This is a genomic window from Leeuwenhoekiella sp. A16 (assembly GCF_047946675.1).
GTDB lineage: Bacteria > Bacteroidota > Bacteroidia > Flavobacteriales > Flavobacteriaceae > Leeuwenhoekiella.
This window is the reverse complement of the sequence record NZ_CP172313.1, coordinates 186,177-203,134: the sequence shown is the minus strand read 5'-3', so window position 1 is coordinate 203,134 and position 16,958 is coordinate 186,177. Positions and strand designations below refer to the sequence as shown.

The following is a 16,958-nucleotide window of genomic DNA, read 5'->3' as shown; positions in this document are numbered from 1 at the left end:
ATTCGCGATTCGCGAATTGCAAATCACCTAGTATCGAAATATAATAGCTATGATTTCGAATACGAGTTATGTAAGCCTGAAAATAAAATTCAAGCTTTAATTAAAATAAGTTTACTCACGCGTTGTATATGCTATGCGCATTTAGTTGAGTGCCTTTCGACCTCACCTTACGGGTGTACAAGCACCCTCAATATTCTTTTAGTCCACAATCAGTTCAATTCCTGCCATTTCGGCTTTGTATTTTATTTTTTCCGTCAGTTCATAATAGCTCCAGTTGCGAAGGACAAACTGTTCTTCTTTGGCCATGGCGATCTTCTCTTCTTGGTTGAGCAGGATTAGGGTTCCTGCCCGGTGCTTGATGCAAAAATCGATCAGTTTGCGGCTATAGACGTGCAGGCGCTGGTGTACGTAATTGCGCTCTGCCTGTCGAAATTTATCTACCGCCTTTGTTTTGCGTTTGACCCCTTTGCCAGACCTGCAATGGGTGGCTCCGACCTGGGCCCGCTTGCGCGCGGACTGGATGGCCAGCCTTCGGTATAAAAATTCTTCACGGCTGCCGATACTCAGCCGGGATTTGTTTGCCTTGACCACTATGGGATGTTCCAGGGAAAGGGAAGCCTCGGCAATTATTTCCGGTTTTAGTTGGTGCTCTTCTTTTTCAAATTTAAAAACAGCCAGCCAAAAAATCTTCCCGCCCTCCAGCTTAATGTGTGAGGTGCGTAATTTTCGCTCTTTTTTGGAGAGTTCTTCCAGGAGCCTGCGTTTGTCTGTAAAGTCTTTTCCCAGATAGGTTTTAAAAGGAACCTGGAACAGGTTAAAGCAAAAGGCTTTTTTCTCCGGGTCATGGTAGATCTTATAGATACATTCCCCGCCAAAGGGTATTGCCATATCCCGTCTAAAATTCTTTAAGGAGCGTTCCCCGCTCCAGTATTCCATCCTGTTTTTATTAAAGGCAGATAGCAGGGTACGGTTTAGACTGGAGAGTATATCAAGGGGAATTTCCCCTCGAAAACGGTCGCAGATCACCCGGTAAGTGGTATTGATGCGCGAGCGCTGCAGAATTCCCAGATCATCCTTTTTTTGATCGGTCAGTTTGTACTTGACCCCTTCGGAAAGGTAGAAGAACTCTTTGATCATTTCTTGCACATACTGATGTGAAACAATGATATTGGCCGCCCTAAAGCAGCGGTTCTGCCACTGGTAGAGTTTGTCTAGGACTTCCTTGCGCTCTTCCTTGGTGGGCAGGTCTACCAACAGCTGGATCTTTCGAGTAAGTGTTATGGTTTTCTTTTTCATACTAGGTCGATTGCGATTGATGGTGTGTATGCTGCGATAGCCGGTAGGCGCTCATAAAGGCACGGTGGACTTGCTTTTCTGAAATACTAAGAGTGCTGGCAATCTCAGTAAAAGAGTAGTGCTGTTCACAGCGCAGCTGTAAGACGATTTCCTGCTCCTGGGTCAGTTTGCCTTTTATTTTCTTTTCACCGGCAGATCTTTGATCAACTGCAAGGCTGCTACCCTGATTCACGATGGTTTTGATATCTTCAATGGCCCGCTTTACCTCATTGCTGGTTTCGGTAATGCTTTTTCCTATGAGATCGGCAATGACCTTATAGCGAAACCCGTGTTTGAGGCAGAGCTCAATGAGGTGTTTGCGCGCTGGACTTAAGAAGGGCAATATGTTTTTGATCCGGTCAAAGTCTTGCTGTTGGATCTTCTGGGCTTCCAGGTGTTCACCGTCTCGCACCGGATCATATCCGGCCATATAATTCTGGTAATCGCCAAAGTTTTCCAGGGAATTGATGCTCCTTTGAAATTTATGCTTTGGCCGCGCGTAGTAATAGGTACATTCGCGCGTGATCACAAAGCGCAGGAAGTAAAAGATATGTTTTGGGGATTCTATGGTATCCCGGTGTTCCCAAAGTTTTAGAAAGGTATCCTGTACCAGAGAATTGACCACAAAGCGGTCTTTAATCAGGTCGTTGGCGATCCAAAAGATCAGCCTGCTGTGCTTGGCATAGATAAGCGCAAGGGCAGTAGGGGTACCTTGTTTTAGGAGTTGGAAATGGTTGTCGTGGGCAGCATTAATTTTCATTTGAAGGATTTAAGCGATTACTTTTTCTTCATAAGCAGGCGGACTTTTAGACTTGGAGCCGTTTTCTTTAAAATTTGATAAAATTATCTTTGTATATTTGAAGGGTAAGGTCTCCAAAATGGTTGATGTTATCAACTTCTGGAATAGGAGTTACTTATACAATTTTTAGGTTTTATTTATACAATTTATTATGGATCAGGAATTTACTGTACTGGAAAACACAGCTATTGGCAGGAACATCTCTATGTACCGCAAAGTGCGCGGGCTAAAAGCCTTTGATATTGCGGAACAATTGGAGATGAAGGAGCAGACCTATCTGAAATACGAACGCGGAGAGACCCAGATTACGGTGGATTTTGTGCAGAAGGCAGCCGATGTATTGAATGTAGATCCATTGATGTTATTGGCGGTGTCGCCGAATCATATAATTGATAGTGGCAATAATTCACCAAACGCCGTTCTAAATATGATACACAGCAGTTATACCTATAATACCGCTGATGAAAAACAAACAGAATTAATTTCGCGATTGATAGAAACTCAAATTGCTATGAATGAAAAAATATTAAAGTTGTTAGATAAAAAATAGTAGATAATGTTCCTGTAACAAGCTTAAAAGGCTACCCATATAGGGTGGTCTTTTTTATTGTTTTCTTGGAAGATTTTCCTAAAATGATAAACTTTTACAAGCGCTTTACGGAAAACCTTAAGGACTTTTATTTTCAATAAGTTATCTTTAGTCGAACAAACGGATAAGAGATGTAATGGTCACTTTACTCTTAACCATATGTTAGCGGTAATATTAAAACAAAACATTGCATATATAAATGGCAGGAGGACAAGCGACAAATTCAGGAATAAACTATCAACAAAGAATTTCAGCTTGGTTTCTAATAAACCAATATTCTAAATTTGATATTTCAATTTATTTTGACCAATTAGATGAAAGGTTAGTAATTAGCAAAACACATTTTGAAACAAGTCAATTTATTGATGACTTAAATCTGACTTGTGAAAATGGAAAATCTATTTTTTTACAAATAAAAAGAAGCATTTCTCTTTCAATTAGAGATACAAGTGATTTTTACAAAACGACAAGACAATTTATTGAAGAGTTTAATAAAAACGAACAAACGAAAAACTACTTTGGACTTATCACAACAAGTGATAGCTCGAGCAAAATAACAAGCGGTTTAAAAAAAATTATAGTTTCTTTAAACTTAAGTTCTGATGCTTTTCGAGAAAATCCTTTAACTGAATCTGAAAGTGACACACTTTATAAATTTCAATCAATATTCAACATTATCTACGAAGAAGTTTCAAAGAAAAAACCAACTCAAAAGCTATTTGAAAATTTTTTAAAAAGAATTTTTATTGGAATAATTGATATTGAATCTGGGAATACTGTAGAAGTTGCTTCACATATGTTATTAAAAAGTATCGGTTTTAATCAACCAGAATTGGTTTGGTCAATTCTAATAAAAAATTCACTGGTTTATGCTACTGACCGTTTATCAATTGATAACAATAAATTAGAGAAGATTTTTGACCGTTATATAAGTGACGAAAAAGATATTAACCTTGAGGAAAACCCTAAAGAATGGTTCAAATCGGAAGTAATTACGGAAGGTAAATTTTCAACAGGAAAAGAAGTTTTGCTTATAAAATCCTTTATAGACGAGTTAGATTTAATGATTGTAGAATTATACCGTTTTACAGATGACTGTCAAATTAAAAGTGTGTTCTATGATAATAAGATAAATATAACCGAGGACGTAGAATGGGAGGTAATTCAACGATTTTCTACAATGTCTGGGCTTGATAGATATTTAGAAGAAAATCAAGAAATTTATAAAGGAATGAAGGTTGGTGTTATTCCCGCAAATGAAATTGAAAATGTAGAAAATGATAATTGTTCAAAATTACATAAGTCATATCTCGAAGAACTACTTGATAAGAATCCAAATCCTTTAATTTGTTTACATTGTGGAAAACAAGTTAGTGAAAAGAATGCTGTAATTGCAGAAATAGAAGACCGTGATACAATACCTGCATTTGGAAGTGTTCATAAATCCTGTTTAAGACCAATAGACCGCGTTATAGGTACTGTTCGATTACCTGACAAGGAATACAATAATCACCTAGTGAATTTTGATTTTAAATTATGGATTAATTTAATTATGGAAGGCCAAGGTATGATGAACGCCTTAAAAAGCTCGCCACAACTATTATATGGAAGAACACCAACTATCGCTTGGAATGGCAATGAAGAATATGATGCCGACTATAGTTTCTGTATTAATTATATTTTAGAAGATGGCTCAACTTCTTATTCTTATCAAAGAAGCAAGATTGAAAGATTAAATAAAGTACAAGCACAGGAAAGTTTAAAACTATCCAACTTTGTACATAAAAAACAGCGAGAGCTAAATGACCCTTATTGCGTACTATCAGTTTCTAAAACAGCTGGTACTTATTCAGGACTTTTAAAAATAAAAAAGACAGATGATGTAATTTTGGAAATAAAATCTGCTGAAATAGCCAATTATAGCTCGTTAGTAGCAAAAGCTTTCGACAAAGACATTGAGCATTACGCGCCATTATGTATAATAAAAAACCGAGAATTGGAAACTTTTCTAAATTTGAGCAATGTAGTACCGATAATATCAGACCCTTTAAAGTTTAGTGACCATTATGATAACTGGCTTAAAATCGGATTTGAAATTGATGATGTTGATTTAAAAATCATAAAAACTGATAAAGATTTTGATTATTATATGAGAATGATTTTTAGCGATAATATGGTTCCAATTATCGACCCTTTGTTTGATAAAAATTTTCAGTTAGTTAGTGGTTATCCAATCACAGAATATGACAAATTAATTGAAAGAGCTAAAGCAAATGAGAAATTAAACAGTCAACACGATACTAAACGGGAATAAACACTACCGCTAACAAAGTCGTATATAGCTCATAGCTTGGTAGTTGCTTAAACGAAGTTAAGGCATATTTGGGAAGTCGCCAAATTTTTAAATTTTACGATTTACAGTAAAAAGATAATAGTAAAATTTAAAAATCTGGCTTGTACTCAACCGAAAGAAAAAAGCCTTTTTACACGTTACGAGCCATACACACAACCGTTAGCAGCAATAGACAAAACTATACTGATGAATATAATTGATAATTTTATTACTCAATACAACAAAGAATACGATTATTATCAAAAGCTATCTCAGATAATATCGAATAAAATAGAGGACCAACTTTTTAAAAGAGGGATAAAAGCTATTGTTTCTTTTAGAGCTAAAAAGCCAGAAAGACTTTACGACAAATTAATCAGTCGAAATAAGAAAAAAAAATATCAAAGTCTATCTGAAATCTTTGATGATATAGTTGATTTAGCAGGAATTAGAGTTTCACTATATTTTCCATCAGAAAGAGAATTATTAGATGAAATTGTAAATGAAATTTTCGATGTTAAACTTAAAAAGGATTTTCCGAATGACACTCATGTTCCAAAACATAATAAGCGATTTTCCGGCTATTGGGCAACACATTATCGGGTTCAATTAAAAGACCATAGTTTAACGAAAAGATATCAAAATACACTTGCCGAAGTCCAAGTAGCTTCGGTTTTAATGCATGCATGGTCTGAAGTAGAGCACGATTTAGTTTATAAACCTTATTCGGGCGATCTTTCAAAAGAAGAGCTATCAATATTAGATGAAATAAACGGTTTAGTATTAGCAGGAGAAATTGCATTAGAAAGATTGCAATCTGCTATGGCTATTAGAACCGAAAAATCCGCGAAGATTGACGATAAATATGAACTAACTAACTATATAATTAACAAATTCAAAAACAAAGAAAATGTAAAATATGGTAATACCTTTTTAATCAACAATTTTCTAAAGACAAACAAGAATATAGATACTAAAATTTTAGATGAATATCTTAACTTAATTAACTTAGAAGATAAAGAATCAATATCTAACCAATTATTAGATATTTATATGAATGACTCCTCATTAATTGATAAAAACATAATTAAAAAGTATCTCGAAAATCTAAATCTACCTCACGACAACTCGTCGATATTTGAAAAATTCATAAAGTGCTGGTCTATTCTAGACGAAACTGCTTCCTACTTAATAAATGATGGAAATATAAATCCTCCTATTAGAAATAAATATCACGGAACTAAATTTGAATTATTATACTCGCAGAAATTCATTAATAAAGAGCAGCTAAACGATATTTTACGTTTAAGGACTTTAAGAAACGAATTAGTCCACAATCTTAAAGTACCAAATATATTGCTCAATGATTTTGAAATAATCAAGGAAATAACAAATCAATTGATTAATAAGATAAGTGTCTCTAATGATCGTAAAAAATTAGAAAAAGAAATGAGAAAATTATAAATGCTGCTAACACTTTATATAAAAAATAGGAAAAATAGTAGTAGATTCAAGGCTTTTGGCTCTTATCAAACCTTGTATTCAACCGAAAGTTTGATGCTTAAAAATCCCCTACTTTTCATACACTAAACGTTGTATGCCATTCGAAAAAAGCCACCGCACAAATAGCATATTTGGTTTTTTTCCGAAACACAAAACCAACGCTGAAAAACCAAAAGAGCTATTTTTTAGCCAAAAGTATATAGATTAAAAATAATAATGAGCGAAGAAATAGTATCAGCAAGTGGAGAAAGAGCAGCAATGGGTGGCTATTTGCCTCAATTTGATGAGTTTGCTTGGTTTGTTTATTTGAATCTAATAAATAAAAAGCTTGACTGGATACGGATAGCAGACCCTAAGGCTGAAAAGCTAGATGACATACAATATTCTACTTATTCAGAAATCCATGCATATCAAGTAAAATGGACTATAGCGGGATCCAACATATCATTTACAAAATTTACAGAGTTGCTACCTCTTATAACCTCAAGTTGGAAGAGTTTAAAAACAGCGAATCCTGGAAAAAAAATAATTCCTCATTTAATCACTAACAAGCCTATTTCCTCCCATGATAGCTTGAAGGAAGGCCATACTAAAATTGGTTCATTTCAAGACTTCTTTTCAGAAGTCTGGACAAAGCTGAAATCAAATCAAGCAATTGATGTTAAGTGGAATTCAGTTCTTGCAGAGTTCGAAAAGAGCTCGAAACTTAGTGATTCTGATTTTGAAGAGTTTGTAGCCAGTTTTGATTTTCAGCCTGATTATAAACAAAAACAGTTTAGTGTTGGAAATATTAAATACTCTAGGGAAGACGAAGACCTTCAGCAGATCAGCAGATTTATTGTTGAAAAGGTCGCCAGTCCAGAAAGAATCGTAGAATTTTCTCGACACGAAATTATTAAAGAATTAGGTTGGTCTGACAGATTAAAAACAATTTTCAATCATGAGTTAATAGTTGATAGACAAAGATACCAACCGATTCAATCATCAATTGACTTATTAAACTCAAAATTAGAAGAGCATAAAAATGGCTACCTGTTTTTGCTGGGAGGCCCAGGTACAGGCAAATCTACTTTATTGAATCAATGGTCGAAAGGTCTAAAAACACGAATAATAAGGTATTACGCCTTTGATTTCGTTAATCCATCTTCACACTTAAACTTTTATGAAAGAGGAAATGCCACTTATCTTTTTTTCGATTTAGTTTTTCAATTAAAGGAGGCTGGGATATATAAAAGAGACATACTTCCATATAAAGACTTGCTTTTTCTAAAGGATGTATTCAACGAGCAATTAAGAGCAATCGGAGAAGATTTTGTGACAAATGGTCGACCGACCATAATATTGATTGATGGTCTAGATCATGTTCCTAGAGAATACAAATCAACAACAAATAGCTTCCTACGTGAACTTCCTTTACCCTCTACTTTACCTGATGGTGTGTTCATTATTCTTGGTAGCCAGTCCTATGAACTTGAAGACATTCAACAGGAAATTAAAACTGAATTTCAGAATGGAGATAGAACTATTCAAATTGATCCACTAAAAAAGGAGGAAGTCTACAAGTACATTGATAATCTTGATTCTTCAATTCAACTTACTGGTTCTCAAAAGTTGCAAGTGTTTGAGAAATCACAAGGACATCCATTATACCTGTCTTACTTAGTTGAAAAAATCAATAAGGCAGATTCGATTGACGATACAATCAAATCTTTTGAAGTTATTGATGGTAGTATTGATAATTATTATAAAAAAATATGGGAGCCTATTCAGAAAGAAGATAGCCAAATTGAATTCTTAGGTTTAATTGCCAGAATTAATGGTTCAATCAATCTTCAATTCATTCAGGAATGGGGTTTGCAACCAAGTGCACTAAAGTCCTTTCGTGAAAAGGCTAGGTTTCTGTTTAATGAAAAAGAAAGAACTCTGTCTTTCTTTCATAATTCGTTCAAGCAATTCCTTCTTCATCATACCTCCTTGAATTATTTAACAGGAGAGTATGACCTAACAGGTAATATCAAATATCATAATCAACTGGCTGATTATTATGTAAAGTCAGAGATTGAGAAATCTTGGAAACAGAATCATCATCTATTTCAGGCAAAGCAATTTGATAGGTTTGTTTCAGTTGTTACTTCAGATAGCTTTACTCAACAATTACTTAATTTCAGACCAGCAGAAGAAATTAAGCAAGATGCAAAATTAGGAGTTGAAATAGCTAGACGAAATAAGGACATCAATACTCTGGTAAGATATCTGTTCTCACTTGCAGAAATCGAAAGAAGGTTATTCAATATTGATCCTGCATCATTTACAGAAGAACTCTTATTCTTAAATAAATTTGATTTAGCTAGAGATTATCTAAGAACTGGTAATACTTTACATTGTAGCGAATCATATGCATTCAATGCATGTCGCTTGTTTATAGAATTTGGACACAAATCTGAAGGAGCCACCTTATACAATTTAGCCTATCCTGAAATCATTACAGATTCAGGGATTATCATTGATGATTCTCATAGATACGAAGAAATAAGGGACTCTTTAGAAGAATGGATTTATACAGCTCCCTTTTTTGAATCAATTGAGAGTATTTTCTCGATAATTGATAAAATTCAATTCTCAGATAGCATCAGAGAAAACAGGTTTGAAGAAAAAGAATCTGATTTACAATTAAGGTTGCTCTCGAATCTTGGTTATAGTTTAGTTGATCAAAATAAGTGGGATGATTTCAATAGAGTCACGAAAAAAACAAATCCCACGTCTTCGAGAGGAAGGAATTCTCTTTTTCAACTTATAAAATATGCTATCGAGCGATGCCTTGACTTAAAAGATAATAGTCGAGCGAATGAATATTTGTCATTATTAACCTCTCATTTCACTAAAGAGAAGACAAAACCTATTGGTAAAATATTCATTGCCGATTTAGTATATAAAGTTACCCGTGACTTAAATGAAACATATAGCTGGATTAAGGAAGTTGAACAACCTTCTAATGTAGGTAAAGATCGGTTGGGATATGATGATTCGTTAGACGCCTTCCTTCCATTAATCAAACTTAACAAATTACTTAACCTATCTGGAAACGGGGTTTCTATTACGTCTGCAATTCCATCTGTTGCGAAAGGTACTGATGAAGAAGTCATAGTAGAGTTTGAACGAATGTTATGTATTACTACTCAAATCCTAGCGGAAGGAATTCTTCAAGCACCAATGCCTGATGATATTATTAAAAGAGTATATCCAATAGTTCGGTTTTACTACAAAGAAATATCTCACCGAAATAATTATTGGTATAAGCTGACGAAGGTAAAAGGCCAATATTTTGATTTTTTGATATCGGCTGTATCTGAATTGGGCTCTGAAGAACTAGAATTATTAGGAGATTATTTATTTGGCGAGTTTCATAATTCTCCAAAATATTGGAGTACAAGTATCCAACGCAAAATCATTAAATCCCTTTTAAATAATGGGTTTGGTGTCGAAAAAGCAGTAATACGGTTGAGATCCTTAGAGGATTCGATGTTAAATGATCATGATATAGATGGTCGAATAACCGAATGTTTGGCTCACTCAAAAGTGTGGTTCATTTTAGACGAGTTGGAGGAAGCTGAAAAATGGCTCAAACAGGCAATTCAAGAATCTATTGGAATAGGTTATAGAAAAGATTATCAATTTAGTACCTGGATTGAATGGTTAAGAAAAATAAACCATAAAGACCCATCAAGAGCTTCTGAAAGAATAAAGTGGTTCTTATCTCATTTAAACCATATTAAAGAAACCACGGAAGGAAGAGCTTATTGGAATGCTTCGGAAGAATTATTAGCAGTCACGTTTGAACATGATCTGAGTGATGGTCTCGAACAGGCCATTTGGCAACTAGAAAATGATCTGATTGATTTTAAAGATACCATTATCCTTTTCATCAAACATTTCGTCATCCGTACAAAAAGTAAGGAAGAGTTTATATGCATTGTTCAACTATATACTGATCTATATCTGCTTCTTGCTGAATCTGCTGATTCTTCTCTGCTTAAATCTATCCTAGAAAAAGGGTGTGAAATTTTAAAAGAAGAATTTTTAATAGGGCACACACAAGCTATAATTTCGGCAATAGAAATTAAAGCTTACGAAGAAACCAGATATTACCTACTCTCTGAAATTGATGACTTCTATAAATCAAAAGGACTAAACTCAGAAGATTATTATTCATCTTTTAATATACCTGTAAAGAATAAAAGAGATAGGTCGTCAAGTTCTTCTAATACCTTGGCTTTAAAGACAGATTATGAAAGGATTGATGAAAGTGAAGTGTTAGAACGTGTTTCAAATTTTGATGATTTCAAGAAAATTATTCAAGAAGAAGATCAGGCAAATTCATTTTTTAATTGGTCAAAAGTTATTGAAAAAATAACTCCTTTGTTGTCTTCGAGTAAAATTGAAGAAGTTACCAAACTAGCTAGAATTGGAAGGAAGAAATCCGATTTCTATGCCAAACTAAGTGAAGCCGCCTTAACGTTAGGAAACACTGAACTGGCAACTAGGTTAGCCAATAAAAGTATTGAGCTTTCGAGCGAATCGGGCTGGGTCAAATACCATGATGGAGGAACAAGAATTAATGCGTTTAGTGCACTAAAGCGAATCAATCCCGAAATCTCATCTAATAAAGCATTTGAAGTATTCGCTCATGATATAGTAAGTAGTAATTATCCGAGTTCATATATCGAACATCTTGAAGACATCATTCCTCTTCTAACAGAAAATTATGTTGAAGAAGAGCTTTGGCCTGAAATATATGGTTATCTACAAAGACTGATGTCGAATAGTATACCTGTTGAAAATTTACCTATTCTTCCTTCATTAGATCGACCAATCATTGAAACATTAGTCGATTACTTGGTTTATCTATCAGAAAACCCTGTCTCGATAGTAAAGGAACAATCTTTAATGCTTTTGGCAAAATATATTAATCAAGGTGATAATTCTGCTCTTGTTCAATTACTGAATGGTGGGTTAGATGATTACTCATGTTTGGATGTGTTAATGAAATTATCTGAATTCGACTCTCCAAAAATTCATTCGCTTAAATCAAAGATTAACAGTTTAGCTCTATCAAATGATTATCAATTAAGAAAAAATGCAATAGATATACTTTCCTCAATAGGAGAAGAAATTCCAACTCCGAAAAGAATTCAGCTACCTAAAGTGTACTCTTTACATATTCCAGAAAATGGAGAGTCAGATTTAAAAAAAGAGATTGACCCTTACTTTCCAGAAGTTGATATTAATGACCCCCGAGACCTGATAAGACCTTTTGAATTTTTGATCAAAATTTTATCAGAGGAGTCTGGAATTCATGAATCTAATCTTGCATATAGAGCTTATTCGATCATGAAAGAAATTGGACGAGAAGAGGAATGGACTGTTGAGTACGAGAAAAATATGAAAAATCACCTACAAGAAATTTACCTAAAGTACCCTTATCATAGTTGGATACCCAGACTACTGGCTGCGCGAAGAGCCATAATGCATGTCAGCAGTGAATTAATAGATTCTGGAATAATTGATACTCGAAACATTCAGAATGTTTTAATCTCTCATGATTATACTGTTCAGTTTTTTAACGTAATAGCTAAACCTGAATTTGTTCAAACTGTTAAAGAGAGAGATTTTGGAGGTGTTGGTAATGATTGGTTAGATCGAATCGGTGAATCAGATCGAATCAGTGAATCACTTTTAAACTATCATGATGATTTTAAAATAATTGGCGAATATAGCCGAATTAGAAACTTGGATTGGGGAGCTCCAACAGAGGAATATATGTATCAAATTGCCATAAACGAAGATTTGGGTGAAGAGAACTATTATATTTTCGGCTCTGTTTTTCACCAATTAAGCGATAACTATCACACAATGAAAGGTGGAGGACATTTCATCCTTGTAATTAGGGATCATAGATTCGATCAATTTGATTTAAAATCTAAATGGATTGCTATTAACCCTGTCTTGGCAAGACATCTTGGGTGGGAGCCTGAACCAACCAAACTATTTGCTTGGAAAAACTCTGGAGGAAAATTAATGGCAGAATCGATTTATTGGTCAAATGGAAATACAAGCATGACACCACGTAAGGACGGAGAGGTTGGAGAAGGCTGGTTCGTTTCAGTTTCCGAAAATGGACTAGAACAGATTAGATCTGTTGAGAAGAATTTGTTTCTTCAAAAGAAGTTAACCAGGTTTAAATATGAAGATTCAGTACTAATGGATAGTCAAGAAATTTATGTGATAAGAATTTGAAAATGAATCCAAACGCTCGCATCTATACACATTGGCAAGTCGCTCAAGGCAACCCCACAAGCCAAAACTTGCCAAAGAGTATGGCTGTCACAATACTGACAGAAAAGAAAAAGAACGGGCATACAACAATGGTAACCGTTGCACAAGTCTCTAATTTTTAAAAACACTCACGTATTTAAATCGCCTTAGAGCGATTTTTCCTCTTTAGGTCAGGATTACGCTTCTAAAATTCACGCCCTGATTCTCCAATTATGACCATTAACTGAATATGGGAGGAGGTCAATAGACCATAACACAAATAACTTCAAATCCACCCATATTTTATGACCTAAATCTATCCGTTTGTAAACGGAAATTTAAGCAGCTTCTTTTTTATTTTCACCAGCGGATAGAGTTAAGAGTTGTAATTTAAGAAAAAAACCAGCAGTAGTCGTTTAAAAGGTTTATTCGAGGGGTGTAATTTCTATTTGCCTGTTTAAATTTTGATATACAAAAATCAAAAAATCAGGTCTGTCTGTTTTATATGTTTATTTGTTTAATATGTTTATACTAGATCCCATCAGCTGTTCATTTATGGGACGGTTGCTGTTCATTCATGGCATGCTTGCTGTTCATTAGATCTTCACCAGCTGTTCAATTATGGGATGGTTTAATGATATCATTTGAAGTTATTTTCTATTAATGCAATTGAGTACAGTACAGATTAAATTTCCTTTTATTTCTTATTATTCTTCCCTTGCTTTTTACTCTTCTCGTCATTCTGGGCTGCCAGTTTTGCCCTAAGAATTTGCATGTCATCACTAATTTTTCGGTCCACGATTTTTGCATAATGTTGCGTGGTACGCAGGGACTGATGACCCAGCATTTTGCTCACCGTTTCAATGGGTACTCCATTTGTCAGCGTTATCGTTGTTGCAAAAGTATGTCGGGCCAGGTGCGTAGTAAGGGGTTTGGTGATTCCGCATAGAATTGCAATTTCCTTTAAAAATGCATTGGATTTCTGGTTGGTAAAAACAGGAATTAACCTATCGGAATCAACCACCAGCGGATCGTCTGCATAGCGATCCAGAATTTGTTCGGCAACCGGAAGGAGCGGAATACTGCTCCGGGTTCCTGTCTTAGTACGATTAATACGTATCCATTTTCCGCCATCTATACCAATACTGATATCAGATTTGGACAACTTTTCTACATCAGAATAGGCAAGTCCTGTATAGCAGGAAAAAACAAACATATCCCTGACCAGTTTTAAACGGTCAAAATGTAATTCTTTTTCCCAGAGCGTATCTACTTCCTCCTGGTTTAGAAATTCCCGTTGCACCGGGTCAAATTGAACTTTATAACTAATAAAAGGATCGTGGGTCATCCACTTGTTGGCAAGTGCTATTCTTATAATTTTCTTGAAGTTGTTGACGTATTTGAGGGCTGAATTGTGATTGCATTTCCGTTTGGTTTTTAAAAAATGTTCAAATTTTGTCACAAAGCTATAATCAATGTCTTTCAGTCGATAGTCCGTTTCTTTATACTGCTCTTTAATGAATTGTTCTACATGATTATAACAGGTCCAATACCGCTGCGCGGTACTGGCTGAAATTTCTTTTCCGGCCATTTCATCGGTTTTGGCGTTATGCTCTCTAAACACCTCGAGCGTTTTTCGGTCTTTATCGTCATCACCATTGAGAATTCTGATCATTTTGTTAGGGGTTACCATCGCCCCTTCATCCATCAAGTTTTGATGGATTTTATTAAGGTTGTAAATGATCTTAGCAATATGGTCATTTATTTCTCTAGCCTCCTTATTTGTTCCTTTAACCCTGCATTTTACTTTATCCCATCTCTCTGGGGATATGGAACGGCTTATGCTTATCACAGATCGCTTTCCGTTAAAAGTTAAGCGCATATAAATTTTTGCTTTTTCAGTTTTTTCTGATCTACTTTTTCTCAGATGGAATAAAAAATGGAGTGTCTTTGCCATAATGGTTACCTTTTGAGCCTTCAAGGTAGAAATATTCAACATTATTTCCAAATACGTTAACGTTTTGAAGTTGTTGATATGTAGGCTATTATCGCTAATTCGGTTACCATTTTTGTCAAAATAAAATGGTAACCGAATTGGTGCCCATTAGATACCATTTCAGTTGACATCAAATGACATCAAACAAAATAAAAAACCCTGTAAATCATACGATTACAGGGTTTTTAAAGTAGCTTAAAATGTTAATAGTGGAGTCGGGCGGACTCGAACCGCCGTCCAAACAAGCAATTCAATAGCTTTCTACACGTTTATTTGCCAATTAATTTTCGTGCAACATCCGGTCGGCAACTACCAAGTGAAACCTTATTCCCAATTAAATTTTGCCATCACATCAGGACCCTGCGATGACTAGGTCTACTTTTACGAAGCCACTAATTCAACCGCCGTAAACCAGGGCAGGTGAGTGGCTTCCTGCTTGCCCACCTTGTGGGCCGAGGCGTAATCCTACTGTGATTCGGATTATGCAGCTAGGGCGTAGTTATTCTCGCCGTTTAAAAAGTGTGAAACATGATATTTACGAGCTAGTGTCCCAGCGCTCGACGTGCTTACCATTCAATTAGACTCGCTGTCAAAACCAAATCGACCCCAAGTTTTAATACCTCTTATTCTACATCAAATGTAAAAATTAGAGGGTGGCAAATATAGCAACTATTATCTAGGTGCACACATCAAATAGCAAAAGCTATTCCATAGTTATCTTGGCAGGTATAAGGAGTAATTATTTTTTCTCAATTTCTGCTTTATCGCTTAAACCAAGAATATTTTTTTGTTCTTCTTAAAGTTGGTTTATGAATGAGGCGCAAAATGTTCTTTAAATCGTAATTTCGGGTGCTTTAATAAGAAAAGAATATGACTAAGATTAAATTCGGAATTATAAAAGAACGCAAGAATCCGCCAGATCGTCGTGTTGTTTTTTCGCCTGAAAAATTAAAAGAAGCTAAAAATACCTTTCCGGAGGCCGATTTTAAGGTAGAATCCTCCGATATTCGGGTGTTTTTAGACGATTTTTATCGTGCTGCAGGTATTGAAGTTGCTAATGATGTTTCAGATTGCGATGTGTTGTTAGGGGTAAAAGAGGTTCCGCTGGAAGCTTTAATTTCTAATAAAAAATATTTTTTCTTCAGTCATACCATTAAAAAGCAGGAATATAACAGGGATTTATTACGAGCTGTTTTAGATAAAAATATTGAGTTGTATGATCACGAGGTGATTGTAAAACAAAATGGTGCGCGGCTTATAGGCTTTGGTCGTTATGCGGGGTTAGTAGGCGCTTATAACGGTTTTCGTGCGTGGGGTTTGCGGTACAAACTTTGGGATATTCCTAAGGCAGAAAACCTGCCTGATCTTGATGCTTTATACGAGCAACTTAAAACTATAAAACTTCCGAATATAAAAATATGTTTAAGCGGTAGCGGTCGTGTTGCAAAAGGTGCCCGCGAGATTCTCGATTTTCTAAAAATACGCAAAGTAGGAGTACGAGAATTTCTTAATGAAACCTTTGATGAACCGGTTTATTGTCTAATTGGCGCTCTTCATTACAACAAGCGAAAGGACGGTAAAGAGGCAGATTTTAAAAGTCTAATGCAAACGCCAGAGTTGTATAAATCAAATTTTTTGCGCTTTGCGAAAGTGACCGATTTCTTTATTGCCGGGCACTTTTATGGCGATGGAGCTCCGTTTTTATTTACTCGAGAGGATGCAAAACTTCCCGAATTTAATATAAAAGTAGTTGCAGATATCTCATGTGACATTGATGGGCCGGTGGCTTCTACAATACGACCATCAACTATTGCAGAACCTCTTTATGGTTATGATCCAAACACTGAAACCGAAACCGCTTTTGACTCTCCAGGGAGTATTACAGTGATGGCCGTAGATAATTTACCATGTGAATTACCCAAAGATGCCAGCGAAGGTTTTGGTGAGATGTTTCTTAAAAACGTACTTCCAGCATTTTTTAATGGAGACAAAGATGGAGTGCTAGCCAGAGCGAAAATGACAGAAAACGGAAAATTAACTGAAAGATTCAGCTATTTGCAGGATTATGTTGATGGTAAGGAATAATTAATAA

General features: G+C 35.2%; 8 protein-coding genes and 1 other RNA gene. 5 read left to right on the top strand and 4 right to left on the bottom strand.

From position 1 onward, the window contains the following. Positions 1–198: 198 nt before the first annotated feature. Both ACH3O9_RS00865 and ACH3O9_RS00860 read right to left on the bottom strand, forming a co-directional pair. The gene (locus ACH3O9_RS00865) at positions 199–1,296 is read right to left on the bottom strand and encodes a hypothetical protein (protein WP_416443427.1); all 1,098 of its coding nucleotides are present in this window, start codon (positions 1,294–1,296) and stop codon (positions 199–201) included. 1 nt (position 1,297) lies between these two features. Continuing rightward, positions 1,298–2,095 carry an RNA polymerase sigma factor gene (locus ACH3O9_RS00860; protein WP_416443425.1) on the bottom strand — a complete coding sequence of 266 codons (798 nt, stop codon included), beginning with the start codon at positions 2,093–2,095 and terminating at the stop codon, positions 1,298–1,300. 190 nt (positions 2,096–2,285) lie between these two features. Between ACH3O9_RS00860 and ACH3O9_RS00855 the strand changes: the two genes are divergently transcribed. The 4 genes from ACH3O9_RS00855 to ACH3O9_RS00840 all read left to right on the top strand — a co-directional run bounded on the left by ACH3O9_RS00855 (position 2,286) and on the right by ACH3O9_RS00840 (position 12,852). Beyond that, positions 2,286–2,684, top strand: a complete 399-nt coding sequence (locus ACH3O9_RS00855; protein WP_416443424.1) for a helix-turn-helix domain-containing protein — start codon at positions 2,286–2,288, stop codon at positions 2,682–2,684. A 238-nt stretch (positions 2,685–2,922) separates the two neighbouring features. Further along, positions 2,923–5,037 carry a hypothetical protein gene (locus tag ACH3O9_RS00850; RefSeq protein ID WP_416443422.1) on the top strand — a complete coding sequence of 705 codons (2,115 nt, stop codon included), beginning with the start codon at positions 2,923–2,925 and terminating at the stop codon, positions 5,035–5,037. A 225-nt stretch (positions 5,038–5,262) separates the two neighbouring features. Beyond that, a complete protein-coding gene (locus ACH3O9_RS00845; RefSeq protein ID WP_416443420.1) occupies positions 5,263–6,519 on the top strand; it encodes a GTP pyrophosphokinase in 1,257 nt (418 codons plus the stop codon). A gap of 255 nt (positions 6,520–6,774) precedes the next feature. Continuing rightward, entirely contained in the window at positions 6,775–12,852 is a 6,078-nt protein-coding gene (locus ACH3O9_RS00840) for a hypothetical protein (protein ID WP_416443418.1), read from the top strand. 715 nt (positions 12,853–13,567) lie between these two features. On the opposite strand, the gene ACH3O9_RS00835 is transcribed toward ACH3O9_RS00840, so the two are convergent. Then, positions 13,568–14,827, bottom strand: coding sequence for a site-specific integrase (locus ACH3O9_RS00835; protein WP_416443416.1), 1,260 nt, complete (start codon positions 14,825–14,827; stop codon positions 13,568–13,570). A 246-nt stretch (positions 14,828–15,073) separates the two neighbouring features. Continuing rightward, positions 15,074–15,474: a transfer-messenger RNA gene (ssrA, locus tag ACH3O9_RS00830) on the bottom strand. Between the two features lie 271 nt (positions 15,475–15,745). On the opposite strand from ssrA, the gene ACH3O9_RS00825 reads away from it, so the two are divergent. After that, on the top strand, positions 15,746–16,951 hold the full coding sequence (locus ACH3O9_RS00825) for an NAD(P)-dependent oxidoreductase (protein WP_416446742.1): 1,206 nt from the start codon (positions 15,746–15,748) through the stop codon (positions 16,949–16,951). The last annotated feature ends 7 nt before the right edge of the window (positions 16,952–16,958 follow it).

Coding starts and splice junctions, on each gene's coding strand:
- ACH3O9_RS00865 (WP_416443427.1), bottom strand. CDS start 1,296: ATGAAAAAGAAAACCATAACACTTACTCGAAAGATCCAGCTGTTGGTA.
- ACH3O9_RS00860 (WP_416443425.1), bottom strand. CDS start 2,095: ATGAAAATTAATGCTGCCCACGACAACCATTTCCAACTCCTAAAACAA.
- ACH3O9_RS00855 (WP_416443424.1), top strand. CDS start 2,286: ATGGATCAGGAATTTACTGTACTGGAAAACACAGCTATTGGCAGGAAC.
- ACH3O9_RS00850 (WP_416443422.1), top strand. CDS start 2,923: ATGGCAGGAGGACAAGCGACAAATTCAGGAATAAACTATCAACAAAGA.
- ACH3O9_RS00845 (WP_416443420.1), top strand. CDS start 5,263: ATGAATATAATTGATAATTTTATTACTCAATACAACAAAGAATACGAT.
- ACH3O9_RS00840 (WP_416443418.1), top strand. CDS start 6,775: ATGAGCGAAGAAATAGTATCAGCAAGTGGAGAAAGAGCAGCAATGGGT.
- ACH3O9_RS00835 (WP_416443416.1), bottom strand. CDS start 14,827: ATGGCAAAGACACTCCATTTTTTATTCCATCTGAGAAAAAGTAGATCA.